We start from the raw sequence: 16,083 nt of genomic DNA on the forward strand, positions 1-16,083 counted from the left end.
CAGTCTTGCCACGCCGACGCCAGCATGCGACTGGCCTTGTGACGAAGTTCACGGCCTGACCTGTTCCGCCCATGTCCGCTCCCTCCACCGCTCCGCTGCCTGCGCCGGCCAATCGCCGCGATGCGCTGTCGGTCTTGCATTCGGTGTTCGGCCTGCCGGGCTTTCGCGGTGCGCAGGGCGAGATCATCCGGCATGTCACCGACGGCGGCAATTGCCTGGTGCTGATGCCGACCGGCGGCGGCAAGTCGTTGTGCTATCAGCTTCCCGCATTGCTGCGCGAAGGCTGCGGCATCGTGGTCTCGCCGTTGATCGCCTTGATGCGCGACCAGGTCGCCGGCCTGATCGAGGCCGGCGTCAATGCTGCCGCGCTGAACTCGTCGCTGACGCCGCAGGAGGCTTCCGACATCGAGTGGCGCCTGCTCGCGGGCGACCTCGACCTGCTCTATGTCGCACCGGAACGACTGGTCACGCCGCGCTGCCTGTCGCTGCTGGCGCAGGCGAAGGTGGCGCTGTTCGCGATCGACGAGGCGCATTGCGTCTCGCAATGGGGCCATGACTTCCGGCCCGAATATGTCGGCCTTTCCATCATCGCCGAGCGCTTTCCCGACGTGCCGCGCATCGCGCTGACCGCGACCGCCGACGAGCTGACGCGCAAGGAGATCGTCGAGCGGCTTCAGCTGACGGGCGCGCCGCAATTCGTCTCCAGCTTCGACCGCCCCAACATCCGCTACGAGATCGTCGACAAGCGCAATGCGGTGTCGCAGCTGAAGGAATTCATCCGCGAGCGCCACATCGGCGATGCCGGCGTGGTCTATTGCCTGTCGCGCAACCGCGTCGAGGAGGTTGCCGCCGCGTTGGAGGAGGCCGGCATTGCGGCGCTGCCCTATCACGCCGGCCTCGACGGAGCGTTGCGCTCGCGCAACCAGGATCGCTTTCTCAACGAGGACGGCATCGTCATCGTCGCGACCGTCGCGTTCGGCATGGGCATCGACAAGCCCGACGTGCGCTTCGTCGCCCATTTGGATCTGCCCAAGAGCATCGAGGCCTACTACCAGGAGACGGGGCGCGCCGGCCGTGACGGCAAGCCATCCGCGGCCTGGATGGCCTATGGCCTCTCCGATATCGTGCAACAGCGCCGCATGATCGACGAGTCCAACGCTTCCGATGAATTCAAGCGGGTCTCGATCGGCAAGCTCGATGCGCTGGTCGGTCTCGCCGAAACGCCGCATTGCCGACGCCGCCGATTGCTCGCCTATTTCGGCGAGATCGTGATGGGCGAGAGCTGCGGCAATTGCGACAATTGCCTGACGCCGCCGAAGATGAGCGACGGCAAGGTGCTGGCGCAGAAGCTGTTGTCCTGCGTCTATCGCACCGGCCAGCGCTTCGGTGCGATGCATTTGATCGACGTGCTGGTCGGGCGCCTGACCGAGAAGGTCACGCAGTTCGGTCACGACAAGCTGTCGGTGTTCGGCATCGGGCGCGAGCTCAACGAAAAGCAGTGGCGCACGGTGCTGCGGCAATTGGTGGCGATGGGCCATTTGCGAAGCGACAGCGAAGCCTACGGCGCGCTCAAGCTGACGGAGTCCTCGCGCGGTGTGCTGCGCGGCGAAACGGATGTGTGGCTGCGCGAGGAGGCGCCGGGCACCCGCATCCGTTCGAGCCGGGCCAAATCGCGCCGCGGCGATCTCACGCCCGCGGCCAGCGCGCCGCAAGGCGATGTCGATCCCGAGCTGCGCGCGCGCCTACGCGCCTGGCGTTCTGAGGTCGCGCGCGAACGCGGCGTGCCGGCCTATGTGGTACTGCACGATGCAACCATCGACGGCATCGTCCGGGCCTGGCCGACCACGCTCGACGAGCTACGCAACGTGCCGGGCATCGGCGACAAGAAGCTCGAGCATTATGGCGACGAGCTGCTGCAGATCGTCAGGACAAGGTAGGTCGCCTCGAACTCTCCACATCGTCATCCCGGACCAGCGCGCCCAAAGCGCGCGCAGATCCGGGATCCATAGCCACAGGACGAGGTTGGTGCGGTACGCTGGCAACCACGAGTCTTCGCAAAACTATTGCTGCGGCGTATGGGCCCCGGGTCTGCGCTTACGCTTGCCCGGGATGACAGTGGAGAGGAGGCGCGAGCGCTATGCCCTCACTCACCCATTCCTAAACGCATACGCATACCCGTTCAGCGCCGGCGCGCCGCCGAGATGGGCGTAGAGGATCTTCGCGCCCTTCTCGAAATAGCCCTTCTTGGCGAGATCGATCAGGCCCTGCATCGACTTGCCCTCGTAGACGGGGTCGGTGATCATGCCTTCGAGACGCGCGGTGAGGCGGATCGCCTCCTTGGTCTCGTCCGACGGCACGCCATAGGCGGGATAGGCGTAGTCCTCGATCAGCACGACGTCGTCGGCGACGAGGTCCTTGCCGAGTTCGACGAGCTTTGCCGTGTTCTGCGCGATCTCGAGCACCTGCGCCTTGGTCTGGGCGGGCGTGAAGGAGGCATCGATGCCGATCACCTTGCGGGCGCGGCCATCGGCGGCGAAGCCGACCAGCATGCCGGCATGGGTCGAGCCGGTGACGGTGCAGACCACGATGTAGTCGAACTTGAAGCCGAGCTCGGCTTCCTGCTTGCGCACCTCCTCGGCGAAGCCGACATAGCCGAGGCCGCCAAACTTATGCACGGAGGCGCCGGCGGGAATCGCATAGGGCTTGCCGCCCGCCGCCTTCACCTCCTCGATCGCCTGCTCCCAGCTCTTGCGGATGCCGATGTCGAAGCCGTCGTCGACCAGGCGCACGTCGGCGCCCATGATGCGCGAGAGCATGATGTTGCCGACGCGGTCATAGACCGCGTCCTCGTGCGGCACCCAGGCTTCCTGCACCAGGCGGCACTTCATGCCGATCTTGGCAGCGACCGCGGCGATCATGCGGGTGTGGTTGGACTGCACGCCGCCGATCGAGACCAGCGTGTCGGCGTTGGAGGCGATCGCATCGGGAATGATGTATTCGAGCTTGCGCAGCTTGTTGCCGCCATAGGCGAGGCCGGAATTGCAGTCCTCGCGCTTGGCGTAGATCTCGACATTGCCGCCGAGATGTTTTGACAACCGCTCCAGCTTCTCGATCGGCGTCGGGCCGAAGGTCAGCGGATAGCGCGCGAATTTTTCCAGCATGGTCAGGTCATCCCGATTAGCGTTGATCTGTGATGTGGCTAGCATTGCCGTGGAAAAATGTGCTTTCAAATATGGGGCCGATCCTGCGCATACTGTTGTAAAATTTGGTCATTCCTCTAATAATTCTTCCAGAATAGTCGATAATTACGGAAGTTTCTTCCATGGCGCCTAGACTTGATCGAACCGATCTTAAGATATTGAGATTGCTTCAGAATAACGGCCGGCTCAGCAATGCCGAGCTGGCCGAGACCGTTGCAATCAGCCCCGCCACCTGCCACCGTCGCACCCAGCGCCTGTTCGAGGATGGCTTCATCGCCACTGTCCGAGCCATGGTCGCGCCGAAGAAGGTGGCAAAGGGCACGCTGGTGATGGTCGGCGTCGTGCTCGACCGCTCGACGCCGGAGAGCTTTGCCACCTTCGAGCAGGCCATCGCAAAACTGAAATTCGTGCTCGACTGCCACCTCGTCGCCGGCGATTTCGATTACTTCCTCAAGATCCGCGTCGGCGACATGGAGGATTTCAACCGCATCCACGGCGAGCAGCTGATCGCGCTGCCCGGCGTGCGCCAGACCCGGACCTTCTTCGTGATGAAGGAAGTCGTCGACAACGCGCCGCTGGAGTTCTAGGCGTCAGCTCTTGATGCGCCATCCGCATCATGAGAGATTCGTGCGATGCAGACATTCCCCTTCCGCCAGCACAACCCGGCCGGACCGGCCTATCGGCGCGGCTGGGTCGACGAGGCCGTGGCCGCGATCGAGGCCGACCAGTGCCGCACCGCCGACACGCATCTGATCCGGCTGATCGTGCCGGCGTTATCGGGCATCGACATCTACCTGAAGGATGAGTCCACGCACCCGACCGGCAGCCTGAAGCATCGGCTGGCGCGCTCGCTGTTCCTTTACGCGCTCTGCAACGGCCACATCCGCGAAGGTACGCCCGTCGTCGAGGCCTCGTCGGGATCGACGGCGGTGTCGGAAGCCTATTTCGCGCAGATGATCGGCGTGCCCTTCTATGCCGTGATGCCGCGGACGACCTCGGCGGAGAAGATCGCGGCGATCGAGCATTATGGCGGCAATTGCCATCTGATCGACGACGGCCGCGCGCTCTATGCGGAGGCTGCGGCGCTCGCGGCCCGGCTGAACGGCCATTACATGGACCAGTTCACCTTCGCCGAGCGCGCCACCGACTGGCGCGGCAACAACAACATCGCCGAGTCCATCTTCACGCAATTGCAAGGCGAGCCGCGCCCGCTGCCGGACTGGATCGTGATGGGCGCCGGCACCGGCGGCACGTCGGCCACCATCGGACGCTATCTGCGCTATCGGCAATATCCGACGCGGCTGTGCGTCGCCGATGTCGAGCACTCCGCCTTCTTCGACTGCTTCCGCACGCAGGACCGTTCCCATGTTTGCGAACGCCCCTCGCTGATCGAGGGCGTCGGCCGGCCGCGCTGCGAGCCGTCCTTCGTGCCCGGCGTGGTCGACCGCATGATGAAGATCCCGGATGCGGCGACGGTCGCGGCGATGAACGTGCTGTCGCGCCGGCTGCGCCGCGCTGTCGGCGGCTCCACCGGCACCAATTTCCTGGCGCTGTGCCGGCTTGCCTCGGAGATGCGCAAGGTGAACCTCGCAGGATCGCTGGTGACGCTGATCTGCGATTCCGGCGAGCGCTATCGGCAGACCTATTACGAGCCCGCTTGGCTCGCCGCACGCGGCCTCGATCCGGCGCCGTTCGAGAAGGCCTTGTCGTCGTTTCTGGCGACAGGCGAGCCGCTGGCGCTGGACGTCGACGACGTCGTCAATCCCCAAAGCGTGCGAACCTCCGCGGTGTCATAGCCGGCATCGCCCTGTATTTGCGGAATTGCACGATCGTCACGGCAACTTCACTTGTCTTGCGCACGCATGCAGGTGACGCTTGCGTCTTCTCAACGAGGAGATCCCGCCGTGCGCCTTCCCATTCTCGATCCGAAAGACGTGAGTGCTGAGCAGAAGCCGCTCTATGACGACATGCAGGCCGGCATCAAGGACCACTTCAAGGGTTTTGTGAACATGCGCGACGACGGTGCGCTGCTCGGGCCCTGGAATCCGTGGATCCGTGAGCCGCGCTTCGGCAAGCCGGTGTGGGAGCTGGTCAAGGCGATCGCGTCGAACCCGCTGTTGCCCGCGCCGGTGCGCGAGGTCGCGATTCTCGTCACCGGCTCGCATTTCCGGTCCGGTTACGAGCTCTATGCCCATGTGCTGGTGGCCGAGCAGCGCGGTCTCTCCGACGAGAAGCTCGCAACCATCGTCGCCGGCCAGCGGCCGGCGGATCTCACCAGGCAGGAGGCGGTCGCCTACGATATGGCCTCGGCCCTGGTCAGCGGCGGCGTGCTGCCGGAGCTGACTTATCGCGCGGCGGTGAAGGAGTTCGGCGAGCACGGCGCGGCCGAGCTGTCCTATCTCGTCGGCGTCTACTGCATGGTCTCGGTCACGCTCAACACCTTCGACGTGCCGGTGCCGGAGTAGCAGCGGCTTTGTTCGCTTGAGCATGATCCTTTCGGAAAACCGCTGCACACTTTTCCGGGATCATGCTAATTGCGCACCGCATAGAGCGGCGTGCGCAGCGTCAGCTGGTAGGCCGGCTTCGGCGTCCACGCGATCTGCGCTGTGATGCCGAACAGGCGGTTGTCGTTGTCGTCCATGCGGTCGAGGTCGAGCCGCAGGGTCGGCTGGGTGAAGGACTCCGCTATCGTTCGGCCTGCGAACTGCGCGCCGCCGAAAGACTGCATGCCGAGGCGTCCGGTGAACTTCCAGTTGCTCGGCCATTGATAATAGCCGCCGGCATAAAGGATCGTGTTTGGACGGATGCTGGCGAACGGGCTGGCGATGGTGGTGTAGGTATATTGCATGCCGGCCAGCCAGCCCCGCGTCTCGTCCTCGTCGAGCGCGTAGTCGAATTCCAGGATGTTGTTGAAGGAATTCGTCATGCCCTGCTCGTTCGGCACCGACTGCGTCAGGGTCGATTGCAGCGTGATGGTCGGGATCTTCCCGCCATTCTGCTGGTAGAGGTCGGCCTGCACGCCGATGTTCCAGCTCGTGATGTCGAACGCCGACCAGCCGCTGCCGAGGTCAATGGTGGAGCCCGACACGCCGCCATAGAGCGAGACGCGGTCGGTGACGTCGACGGTCAGCGGCAGGTCGACGCCGACGGCCTTTGCCGCCGGCAAGCCGTTCGGCAGCGTTGTGCCGCGTTGCGCCGCCAGGGCTCCGAATGCGGCCGACAGCGAGGTGTTGCCGAAGCCGAGCGCGAGCGTGCCCGCCGGGATCGCCGCATAGATGGTGCGGAGGTCGAGATAGATGTTCGGCACCGCCGGCTTTGTCGGCTTGTCCTCCTCATCGTCGGCCGCGAAGGCGGCGCCTGCCGGGATCGCCAGACAAAGCAGTCCCGTCGCGGCAGCGCGCAAAGCCGGACGACGGGATTGGCTGCGAAGAGGCACGTGGCGATCCGACGCGTGGCGATTTGATGGCGAAACCGTTGTTAGATGGAACGTGATCGCTCGTTCGGTCAAGCGCTATCCGCAAGCGATGGACGGCATGGATATGTGCGGTTACCCTGCCGTGATCGCACGGACACACTCGCCCGCCACAGTGCAGGCCGAACAATGGAGGAGACAGCCATGAACACGTCACGCCGCATCCTGCTCACTGGTCTGGCGGGGCTCGCTGTTGCTCCGACCGCTGTCGCCGCCGCTGCACCGTCGGCCGAACCCGGCGACGTGACGGTCGCGGAAGAGCGCTTCGCGCGCACGATCGCCGCAGCGCACGCGCCCGATATCACCTGCGCGCGGCAGGCCGAACGCTACGCGGATGCGCACTGGCCGGAGTATGTCGTGGCAGCGCGCGCGGTAATCGGCGCGAGGGCGTGATTCGCGCTTATCTCTCCACCGCCCTCCGCACCTGCTCGCCGATCTGCGACAGCACGAGCTGCGCCTGCGGCAGGATCGCGCCCATGGCGTGAAAATTGTGAACCATGCCGTCGTGGCAGACATGCTCGACGGCGACACCCGCGGCGAGCAGCTTGCGGGCATAGGCATTGCCTTCATCGCGCATCGGATCGTACTCGGCGGTGTGGATGATCGCGGGCGGCAGGCCGGTGAGCCGGGTCGCGCGCAACGGAGAGATGCGGGGATCGGCGGTGTCGATGCCGCCAGGCAGATAGTCGGAAAGATCGGCTTCGATCGTGGCGCGATCGATCAGGTGGCCTTCGGCAAAGGCCTCGCGGGAGGGCGAGGTCTCCTCGAAATCCAGCACCGGGCAGATCAGGCATTGCGCGGCGATGGAGAGGCCGGCGATCTGCACCGCCTCCTGGCATACGACCGCGGCGAGCGTGGCGCCGGCGGAATCGCCGCCGATCACCAGGCGGTCAGCGTCGATGCCGAGCGATGCCGCCTCTCGCGCCACCCATTCGGTGGCGGCGATCGCGTCGTCGACGGCAGCGGGGAATCTGTGCTCCGGCGCGAGCCGGTAGTCGACCGACACGAGGCGGCATCCGGTGGCGTGCGCAAGCGCCGCGGCGATGCGATCATGCGTGGCAATGCTGCCGGCGACGAGCCCGCCACCATGAAAGAACACGAAGCCCGGTGCGAGCTCCGCAGCGCTTGCCGGCGTGTAGAGGCGGTAGGGCAGCTCGCCGCCCGGGCCGGTCAGCATGCCGTCGGAGGTCGTCACATCCGGCGCCTCGGCACGCGCGAACTGCATCAGCTTTGCCAGCGATTGCCGCCGCGCCTCCACGCTCGGCCGGCTCCGGGCCTGCGGCGCAGCCGCCGCCATCATGGTCAACAAACGCTTTGCGAGCGGATCGAGCGGCATGGATCTTTCCTTCTCCCACAAGGGAAGAGGGTAACTCATCGAGTACCCGCAGCAAATCGTTTAGAAATTGGGGCAATAGTGCCCGGATATTTGCAAGGGGAGGCCGGTCATGGCCGAGCTCAAGAAGCCCATCGATTATTCGCCGACCTGGACCTTCTTCGACGGCAAATGGCACGACGGCAATGTGCCGATCATGGGTCCGCGCACGCATGCGGCCTGGCTCGGCTCGATCGTGTTCGACGGCGCCCGCGCGTTCGAGGGTGTTGCGCCCGATCTCGACCGTCACGTCGCTCGCGCAAATCAATCCGCGATCAATTTCGGCTTGAAGCCGGTGGTCGATACCGGCACCTGGTTGACGCTCGCGAACGAAGGCATCGCGCGCTTTGCGGCGAATGCCGAGCTCTATATCCGCCCGATGTATTGGGCGCAGAACGGAAGCGGCGGCGGCGTGCTGTTCGACCCCGAGACCACCAATTGGTGCCTGTGCATCTACGAGGCCCCGATGCCAAAGCCCGTCGGCAACGCCATCACGTTGTCGCCGTTCCGCAGGCCCACTGCCGAATGTGCGCCGGTCGAGGCCAAGGCGGCCTGCCTCTATCCGAACAATTCGCGTGCGCTCGCGGAAGCTGCTGCGCGCGGCTTCCAGAACGCGCTGATGCTCGACATGCTCGGCAATGTCGCCGAGTTCGGCAATTCCAACGTGTTCATGGCCAAGGACGGTGTGGTGTTTACGCCGGTGCCGAACGGCACCTTCCTGAACGGCATCACGCGCCAGCGCGTCATCGGCCTGCTTCGCGGCGACGGCGTCACCGTGGTCGAGAAGACGCTGCGCTATGCCGATTTCCTGGCCGCCGACGAGATCTTTTCAACCGGCAATTTCGCCAAGGTCGCGCCCGTGATCCGCATCGACGAGCGCGCGCTGAAGCCGGGTCCGTTCTACATCAAGGCGCGCAAGCTCTATTGGGACTTTGCGCATGCAGTGAAGCTGGCGGCGTAGCTGCCATTTACCCCGCCGTCATCGCCCGACTTGATCGGGCGATCCAGTATTCCAGAGGCGGTTGTGATTCCTCGATAAGCCGCGGCGTACTGGATGCCCCGGTCAAGCCGGGGCATGACACCGTTTCTAAAGGCTTCGCTGAAATCGGCTGAACTGAAACGCCTGCGTCGAATCCCACGGCGTATGATGCATCTCGCGGCGCGTTTCCATCAGCTCGAACTCTCGACCAAGCTCCGCTGCGAGGCTCGCACTGTCATGGCGCTGCACTGGCAGGCCGCTGCATTTCTCAGGACCATCGGGTGCAAACGTCGCAATGATGACGTGGCCGCCAGACGCGACCGCCGATCGCAGGCGCTCGACGTAAGCCGCCCTGTCGCGGGGATCGGTCAGGAAGTGAAACGCAGCGCGGTCGTGCCAGACGTCGTAGGTCTTCGCTGGCTGCCACGTCGTGACATCGGCGACGATCCAGTCGACCGTTGAAGCGGCCTGACCGATGCGCTTCTTCACTACGTCAAGCGCGTTGGCGGAGAGGTCCAGCACGGCGAGATGGCGGTATCCGTCTTGAAGTAGCGCATCGACCAGCCGCGATGCGCCGCCGCCGATATCGATGATGGCCGCGTCATGATCGGAGTTGGCTGTGCGAATCATCGCCAGCGAGGTCGCCGGGCTAGCCTGATACCAGCTGACCTCGGTCTCGCCCTTGGTGGCGTAGACGTTCTCCCAGTGCATGGTGCGGTCAGACATGGTGGCTCCGGCCTTGGCCGGGGACGGCAGCGCGTAAGCGGCGCTGCCGGGATCAACTGGCAATTCGCGCGTCCGCCGCATGCGGACGCGCCGGTACGAACGAAGGAGCTACTCGTCCTTCTTCGACATCCGCTCGAGGCGTTCCTGCATTTCCTTCATCTGCTGGCGCAGCTCGTCGATATTGCCGTCCTTCGGCGCCTCGGCACTCGCATCGGGCTCCGGCTCGGGAGTGGCCGCCGGACGAGGCGCTGCGAACGGCTTGAACATCGAGAAGGTCTGCTGGAACAGCTCCATGTTGCGGCGGACTTGCTCCTCCAACGGAGCAAAAGGAGTGCCGGACAGCGTGTTGGCAATCTGCTTGCGGAACTTCTCTTGCTCCTGGGTCAGGGTCGCGATCGACTGCTCCAGATATTTCGGCACCACCATCTGCATGCTGTCGCCATAGAAGCGGATCAGCTGGCGGAGGAAGGTGGTCGGCAAGAGGTTCTGGCCGGCCTTGTTCTCCTGCTCGAAAATGATCTGGGCGAGCACGGAGCGGGTAATGTCGTCGCCGCTCTTGGCATCGTAGACCAGGAAATCTTCGCCGTCCTTGACCATGGCGGCGAGGTCTTCCAGCGTCACGTAAGTACTCGTTCCGGTGTTATAGAGCCGGCGGTTCGCGTATTTCTTGATGGTGGTGGGTTGGTCTGATTTCGCCATGGGCTCTCACTTGCAAAAACGCTGAGAACGGGAACCCGGCGGGCCATGCCGCAGGGCGGGAAGAGTACGCAACGCAACAAAATAAGCATTTTCAAAGGGGTCACGCTACCGTTTTGTGCGCCACGGTTAATCGGGCAGCAAAAACCTGCTTGCGAAAACGCCAAGAACGCTATTTTGAATGCGCTGCGGCATGAATTCGGTCCCCCGCCGATTGACATGCCTCAACGACGTTAACAGGATGGCTGACGAGACTGGCGATCGCTTTTCCAGCCCCGCCTGCCCCTTCACAAGAACCTCAAGTCCCAGGAGATGCCCATGTCAGACGATGTCGTCATCGTCAGCGCCGCCCGCACCCCGGTCGGAAGCTTCAACGGAGCCTTCGCGACCCTTCCTGCCCATGACCTCGGCGCCATCGCCATCAAGGCCGCGCTGGAGCGCGGTGGCATCGAGCCCGGCCGGGTCTCGGAAGTCATCATGGGGCAGATCCTGACCGCAGCCCAGGGCCAGAACCCGGCCCGCCAGGCTTCGATCGCCGCCGGTATTCCGGTGGAGAGCCCGGCCTGGGGCGTCAATCAGCTTTGCGGCTCGGGCCTGCGCACGGTCGCGCTCGGCTACCAGGCGCTGCTCAACGGCGATTCCGAGATCGTGGTCGCCGGCGGCCAGGAATCCATGAGCATGGCCCCGCACGCCCAATATCTGCGTGGCGGCGTCAAGATGGGTCCCGTCGAGTTCGTCGACACCATGATCAAGGACGGCCTGTGGGATGCCTTCAACGGCTACCACATGGGCAACACCGCCGAGAACGTCGCGCGGCAGTGGCAGATTACCCGCGCCCAGCAGGACGAGTTCGCGGTCGCCTCGCAGCAGAAGGCCGAGGCGGCGCAGAAGGCCGGCAAGTTCAACGACGAGATCGTCCCCGTCACCATCAAGACCCGCAAGGGCGACGTGGTCGTCAGCGCCGACGAATATCCGCGCCATGGCGCCACGCTCGATGCGATGGCCAAGCTCCGTCCCGCCTTCGAGAAGGACGGCACGGTCACCGCAGGCTCGGCCTCCGGCATCAATGACGGCGCTGCCGCCGTGGTGCTGATGACCGCGAAGCAGGCCGCCAAGGAAGGCAAGAAGCCGCTCGCGCGCATCGTGTCGTGGGCTCAGGCCGGCGTCGATCCGAAGATCATGGGCTCGGGCCCGATCCCGGCCTCGCGCGCCGCGCTGAAGAAGGCCGGCTGGAGCGTCGGCGATCTCGATTTGATCGAGGCCAACGAGGCCTTCGCGGCGCAGGCCTGCGCCGTCAACAAGGATCTCGGCTGGGACACCTCCAAGGTCAACGTCAACGGCGGCGCGATCGCGATCGGCCATCCGATCGGCGCGTCCGGCGCGCGCGTGCTGGTGACGCTGCTGCACGAAATGCAGAAGCGCGATTCGAAGAAGGGCCTGGCCACGCTGTGCATCGGCGGCGGCATGGGCATCGCCATGTGTGTGGCGCGCGACTGACGGCGACCTTGCACGCAGCTGACGCGTGCGCCGCACACGTCAGCGCGTGCGTTGCACGCGACTAAAAAGGCAGCGGTTGCAAATCAAATATTCTTCGCAACCACGCAAGCCTCGATTAAAGAGAAACGCCCGGCTCACGCCGGGCGTTTTGTTCTTGATGTCCGTCAAACGTCCCGCATAATCCGCAGCTAAAAACGATCACGTCAGAAACGTCCGAAGAGTCCAAGGAAGAGTCCAAGGGAAGGAATACGACATGGCACGTGTTGCACTGGTGACGGGTGGTACGCGGGGCATCGGAGCGGCGATCAGCAAGGCGCTGAAGGCGTCCGGCTACAAGGTCGCGGCAAGCTATGCCGGCAATGATGCGGCTGCGGAGAAATTCAAGGCCGAGACCGGCATCGCCGTCTACAAATGGGACGTCAGCAGTTTCGATGCCTGCGCCGAGGGCGTGAAGAAGGTCGAGGCCGATCTCGGCCCGATCGAGGTGCTGGTCAACAATGCCGGCATCACCCGCGACACCGCCTTCCACAAGATGACGCTGGAGCAGTGGAACGCCGTCATCAACACCAATCTCGGCTCGCTGTTCAACATGACGCGCCAAGTCATCGAGGGCATGCGGGCACGCAAGTTCGGCCGCATCATCTCGATCTCGTCGATCAACGGCCAGAAGGGGCAGTTCGGTCAGGTCAACTATTCCGCGGCGAAAGCCGGCGACATCGGCTTCACCAAGGCGCTCGCGCTCGAGAACGCCAAGGGCGGCATTACCGTCAATGCGATCTGCCCCGGCTACATCAACACCGAAATGGTGCAGGCGGTGCCGAAGGACGTTTTGGAGAAGAACGTGATTCCGCAGATCCCGGCCAGCCGGCTCGGCGAGCCCGAGGAGATCGCGCGCGCGGTCGTGTTCCTCGCCGCCGACGAGTCCGGCTTCATCACCGGCTCGACCCTGACGGTCAACGGCGGCCAGTACATGGTGTGATGCGATCGCATCACGTGGGCTGATATTTTCTACATCGTCATGCCCGGGCTTGTCCCGGGCATCCACGGCCTTACAACAGCCGTCGCCACGGAAGGACGTGGATGGCCGGGACAAGCCCGGCCATGACGGAAACATTGGGCCGATGACTCCCCGCACCGCCACGCTGATCGGATTGACCGCGATCCTGATGTGGTCGCTGCTATCCGTGATGACGGTGGCGACCGGAAAGATCCCGGCGTTCCAGCTCGCTGCGATGACCTTCGCGATTGGCGGTGTCGTCGGCCTGCTCACCTGGATCGGGCGGAGCGAGGCGGCGAAGAGCCTGCGGCAGCCGCTCGTCGTCTGGGTCGTCGGCGTCGGCGGGCTGTTCGGCTATCATGCGCTGTATTTTCTCGCGCTGCGCTTCGCCCCGCCGGCCGAAGCCGGCCTTCTGAATTACCTGTGGCCGCTGCTGATCGTGCTGTTCTCGTCATTCCTGCCCGGTGAGCGGCTCGCCATGCACCACATCATCGGCGCCGTGCTCGGCCTCGTCGGGACCGTGCTGCTGTTCGCCGGCAACACCTCCGGCTTTGTGCCGGGCGCGGTTCCGGGATTGATCGCGGCCTTCATCGCCGCTTTCGTCTGGGCAAGCTATTCGGTGTTGTCCCGTCGATTGAAGGCGGTGCCGACCGATGCCGTCGCCGGCTTCTGTCTTGCCACGGCCATATTGGCCGCGCTGATGCATGGCTTGCTTGAAACCACGGTCTGGCCGAAGACCAACGTGCAATGGCTCTCGGTCATCGCACTCGGCATCGGCCCGGTCGGTGCTGCGTTTTACGCCTGGGACATCGGCATGAAGCGCGGTGACATCCGCGTGCTCGGCGCCGCCTCCTACGCGACCCCGTTGCTCTCGACCGGATTCCTCATCGCCGCCGGCTTTGCCAAGGCCAGCACCAACATCGCGATTGCTGCGATCCTCATTGCCGGCGGCGGCCTGATTGCGGCCAAGGACATGGTGCTGCGGAAGCGATGAGGGGAGCTACGGCTCCCAGCCCTTTGGTGCCAGCTCGAAGCCTGCGAACTCGAACGCCGGCGCCACGGTGCAGCCGACCAGCGTCCATTCGCCCGTGGTTTCCGCCATCTGCCAGGCCTGCGCCGGCACGATCGCCTGCGGCCGCTCGCCGCCGGCGAGGTCGGTGCCCAGCCGTACCTCGTGCTGTGAGCAGCCGTCATGGGCGATGCGCAGCATCAAGGGACTGCCGGCGTAATAATGCCACGTCTCGACCGCATCGACGCGATGCCAGTGCGAACGCTCGCCGCGTGCGAGCAGGAAGTAGATCAGGGTCGAGCGCGAACGCCCGTTGGCGTCCGTGGCTTGATCGCGAAACGTCTCGCGGTAATGCCCGCCTTCGGGATGCGGTCGGAGTTCGAGGCGCGCGATGATCTCGGCTGCGGTCGGCATCGATCCAGTCTGGACTTTCTTCTTCAGGATTTGTTCTTGCGCTCGCGCAGCTCGCCGAACACCGCAGCGGCGTCGGCGCCCTTCATGTGCAGCTTGGCTGCGACCGCCGGCTCGTCGGCGCGGAGGAATACGTTTGCGCGCTTCTCGTCGCCCAGCAGCACGGGAATGGTCGGCTTGTTCTCGGCCCGGAGCTTCGTCACCTCCGCGGCGCGCGCCTGGAGCGCCGCATTGTCCGGCTCGATGGTGAGCGCGAACTTGACGTTGGACGCCGTGTATTCGTGGCCGCAATAGAGCTTGAAGTCGTCGGGCAGGGCGCGCAGCTTCAGCAGCGAATCCCACATCATCGGGTAGGTGCCTTCGAAGACACGGCCGCAGCCGATCGAGAACAGCGTGTCGGCGGCGAACACCGTCTTCTCGGTGTCGAACACGTAGGAGATGTGGTCGAGCGTGTGGCCGGGCGTCTCCACGACGCGCGCCAGCAAATTGCCGATCTTGACCACGTCGGCATTGGCGACGCGCAAATCGACATTTGCGATCTTCGTCGTCTTATCGTGCGGCGCGACGACGCGGCAATTGTATTTCTGCTTGAGTTCGGCAACCCCGCCGACATGATCGCCATGATGATGGGTGATCAGGATATCGGTCAGCTGCCAGCCCTCGCGCTCCAGGGCCTTGAGGATGGGGCCGGCCTCCGGCGCGTCGATCGACGCCGTCGCTTTGGTTTCCACATCGTGGATCAGATAACCGAAATTGTCGTTTAAACAGGTGAAAGTACGAATTTCGGCGGCCATGTCATCTCCATCGGGCTCAGCCCCGGCAGACAAATATGGCGTTAAGGTTGCCCAGGCAATGCAATATTCCGCGCGCAGGCGTGCCCTCGCGCATGTTACATTGCCGTCATGACCATCGACGTCGTCGACCTCCGCGAGTTCTATTCCCGCCGCCTCGGCATCGTGGCGCGGCAGATGATCAATCGCGGCATCAGGGAGCGCTGGCCCGGCGCCGAGGGCCAGCGCGTGCTCGGCATCGGCTATCCCACGCCCTATCTGGGATTGTTCCGCGAGGACGCCGAGCGCTGCATCGCCTTCATGCCGGCGGCCCAGGGCGTCCTGAAATGGCCGACGGGCCGGCCGGCGCTGGCCTCGCTGGTCGACGAATTCTCGCTGCCGCTTCCTGACGCCGCGGTCGATCGCATCCTGCTGGTCCACGCGCTGGAGATGTCGGACGATCCGGCTGCGCTGCTGCGCGAGGTGTGGCGGGTGCTGTCGCCATCCGGACGCGTGATCGCCGTGATCCCGAACCGGCGCGGGGTGTGGACCCGCACCGACAGCACGCCGTTCGGTCACGGCCGGCCCTATTCGCGCTCGCAGATCACCGAGCTGTTGCGCCAGACCTGGTTCACGCCGACCGCCTGGGGCGAGGCGCTGTTCATGCCGCCTTACGCCGGCGGCTGGGTGCTGAAATCGGCGCAGATGTGGGAACGTGCCGGCGCGGCGTTGTCGCTGCCCTTTGCCGGCGTCCATATCGTGGAGGCCACCAAGCAGGTCTACCGCGCGATCCCCGCCAAGCGCGAGCGGGCGCGGCTGATTCCCTCGCTGGCCAAGCCCGTGCTGGTGCCGTCCTCGACGGTGACGCGCAGCTAAAGCAACAAGCGTTGCCGGGAAGACGGTGCGCTACCTCTCCCGCAAGCGGGAGAGGTGCAACGCCGCCACCGGTCGTCC

17 protein-coding genes are annotated in these 16,083 nt (G+C 64.7%); 10 read left to right on the top strand and 7 right to left on the bottom strand.

Translation table 11 applies throughout. The features are described from left to right. Window positions 1–71 precede the first annotated feature (71 nt). Window positions 72–1,937 (top strand): DNA helicase RecQ, encoded by a 1,866-nt coding sequence (recQ, locus tag JQ566_RS25900; RefSeq protein WP_212377627.1) that lies wholly within the window; start codon window positions 72–74, stop codon window positions 1,935–1,937. Window positions 1,938–2,147: 210 nt separating this feature from the next. Here the strand turns inward: recQ and JQ566_RS25905 are convergent, their stop codons facing one another. After that, the gene (locus tag JQ566_RS25905; protein ID WP_212377631.1) at window positions 2,148–3,161 is read right to left on the bottom strand and encodes a 1-aminocyclopropane-1-carboxylate deaminase; all 1,014 of its coding nucleotides are present in this window, start codon (window positions 3,159–3,161) and stop codon (window positions 2,148–2,150) included. A gap of 161 nt (window positions 3,162–3,322) precedes the next feature. Here JQ566_RS25905 and JQ566_RS25910 point away from each other — a divergent pair, with 161 nt between their 5' ends. The 3 genes from JQ566_RS25910 to JQ566_RS25920 all read left to right on the top strand — a co-directional run bounded on the left by JQ566_RS25910 (window position 3,323) and on the right by JQ566_RS25920 (window position 5,665). Beyond that, a complete protein-coding gene (locus JQ566_RS25910) occupies window positions 3,323–3,787 on the top strand; it encodes an Lrp/AsnC family transcriptional regulator (protein WP_212377634.1) in 465 nt (154 codons plus the stop codon). Between the two features lie 45 nt (window positions 3,788–3,832). Further along, window positions 3,833–4,996: a PLP-dependent cysteine synthase family protein gene (locus JQ566_RS25915; RefSeq protein ID WP_212377637.1), complete on the top strand. Its 1,164-nt coding sequence runs from the start codon at window positions 3,833–3,835 to the stop codon at window positions 4,994–4,996. Window positions 4,997–5,104: 108 nt separating this feature from the next. Next, window positions 5,105–5,665 carry a carboxymuconolactone decarboxylase family protein gene (locus tag JQ566_RS25920; RefSeq protein WP_212377640.1) on the top strand — a complete coding sequence of 187 codons (561 nt, stop codon included), beginning with the start codon at window positions 5,105–5,107 and terminating at the stop codon, window positions 5,663–5,665. Between the two features lie 65 nt (window positions 5,666–5,730). Here JQ566_RS25920 and JQ566_RS25925 read toward each other — a convergent pair whose 3' ends face one another. Next, complete coding sequence (locus tag JQ566_RS25925) at window positions 5,731–6,603, bottom strand: hypothetical protein (protein WP_212377933.1); 873 nt, start codon at window positions 6,601–6,603, stop codon at window positions 5,731–5,733. A gap of 213 nt (window positions 6,604–6,816) precedes the next feature. Here JQ566_RS25925 and JQ566_RS25930 point away from each other — a divergent pair, with 213 nt between their 5' ends. After that, window positions 6,817–7,065 (top strand): hypothetical protein, encoded by a 249-nt coding sequence (locus JQ566_RS25930; RefSeq protein ID WP_212377643.1) that lies wholly within the window; start codon window positions 6,817–6,819, stop codon window positions 7,063–7,065. 7 nt (window positions 7,066–7,072) lie between these two features. On the opposite strand, the gene JQ566_RS25935 is transcribed toward JQ566_RS25930, so the two are convergent. Next, a complete protein-coding gene (locus JQ566_RS25935) occupies window positions 7,073–8,008 on the bottom strand; it encodes an alpha/beta hydrolase (RefSeq protein WP_212377645.1) in 936 nt (311 codons plus the stop codon). A gap of 109 nt (window positions 8,009–8,117) precedes the next feature. Between JQ566_RS25935 and JQ566_RS25940 the strand changes: the two genes are divergently transcribed. Then, window positions 8,118–9,005: a branched-chain amino acid aminotransferase gene (locus tag JQ566_RS25940; RefSeq protein ID WP_212377648.1), complete on the top strand. Its 888-nt coding sequence runs from the start codon at window positions 8,118–8,120 to the stop codon at window positions 9,003–9,005. Window positions 9,006–9,131: 126 nt separating this feature from the next. Here the strand turns inward: JQ566_RS25940 and JQ566_RS25945 are convergent, their stop codons facing one another. Together JQ566_RS25945 and phaR are read right to left on the bottom strand one after the other, a co-directional pair. Next, entirely contained in the window at window positions 9,132–9,749 is a 618-nt protein-coding gene (locus JQ566_RS25945; RefSeq protein WP_212377935.1) for a class I SAM-dependent methyltransferase, read from the bottom strand. A 108-nt stretch (window positions 9,750–9,857) separates the two neighbouring features. Further along, a complete protein-coding gene (gene phaR / locus JQ566_RS25950; protein WP_212377651.1) occupies window positions 9,858–10,448 on the bottom strand; it encodes a polyhydroxyalkanoate synthesis repressor PhaR in 591 nt (196 codons plus the stop codon). A 315-nt stretch (window positions 10,449–10,763) separates the two neighbouring features. Between phaR and JQ566_RS25955 the strand changes: the two genes are divergently transcribed. The 3 genes from JQ566_RS25955 to yddG all read left to right on the top strand — a co-directional run bounded on the left by JQ566_RS25955 (window position 10,764) and on the right by yddG (window position 13,933). Next, window positions 10,764–11,942, top strand: coding sequence for an acetyl-CoA C-acetyltransferase (locus JQ566_RS25955; RefSeq protein ID WP_212377655.1), 1,179 nt, complete (start codon window positions 10,764–10,766; stop codon window positions 11,940–11,942). A gap of 253 nt (window positions 11,943–12,195) precedes the next feature. Further along, window positions 12,196–12,921: an acetoacetyl-CoA reductase gene (gene phbB, locus JQ566_RS25960; RefSeq protein WP_212377658.1), complete on the top strand. Its 726-nt coding sequence runs from the start codon at window positions 12,196–12,198 to the stop codon at window positions 12,919–12,921. Between the two features lie 142 nt (window positions 12,922–13,063). Then, window positions 13,064–13,933 (top strand): aromatic amino acid exporter YddG, encoded by an 870-nt coding sequence (yddG, locus tag JQ566_RS25965; RefSeq protein WP_212377661.1) that lies wholly within the window; start codon window positions 13,064–13,066, stop codon window positions 13,931–13,933. 6 nt (window positions 13,934–13,939) lie between these two features. Here yddG and JQ566_RS25970 read toward each other — a convergent pair whose 3' ends face one another. Beyond that, window positions 13,940–14,362, bottom strand: coding sequence for a cupin domain-containing protein (locus JQ566_RS25970; protein WP_212377664.1), 423 nt, complete (start codon window positions 14,360–14,362; stop codon window positions 13,940–13,942). Window positions 14,363–14,385: 23 nt separating this feature from the next. Further along, entirely contained in the window at window positions 14,386–15,153 is a 768-nt protein-coding gene (gloB, locus tag JQ566_RS25975) for a hydroxyacylglutathione hydrolase (RefSeq protein ID WP_212377667.1), read from the bottom strand. 108 nt (window positions 15,154–15,261) lie between these two features. Here gloB and JQ566_RS25980 point away from each other — a divergent pair, with 108 nt between their 5' ends. Continuing rightward, window positions 15,262–16,005 (top strand): methyltransferase domain-containing protein, encoded by a 744-nt coding sequence (locus JQ566_RS25980; RefSeq protein WP_212377669.1) that lies wholly within the window; start codon window positions 15,262–15,264, stop codon window positions 16,003–16,005. Window positions 16,006–16,083: the final 78 nt, after the last annotated feature.

Source organism: Bradyrhizobium sp. SZCCT0231 (assembly GCF_018130245.1).
Lineage (GTDB): Bacteria > Pseudomonadota > Alphaproteobacteria > Rhizobiales > Xanthobacteraceae > Bradyrhizobium > Bradyrhizobium japonicum_F.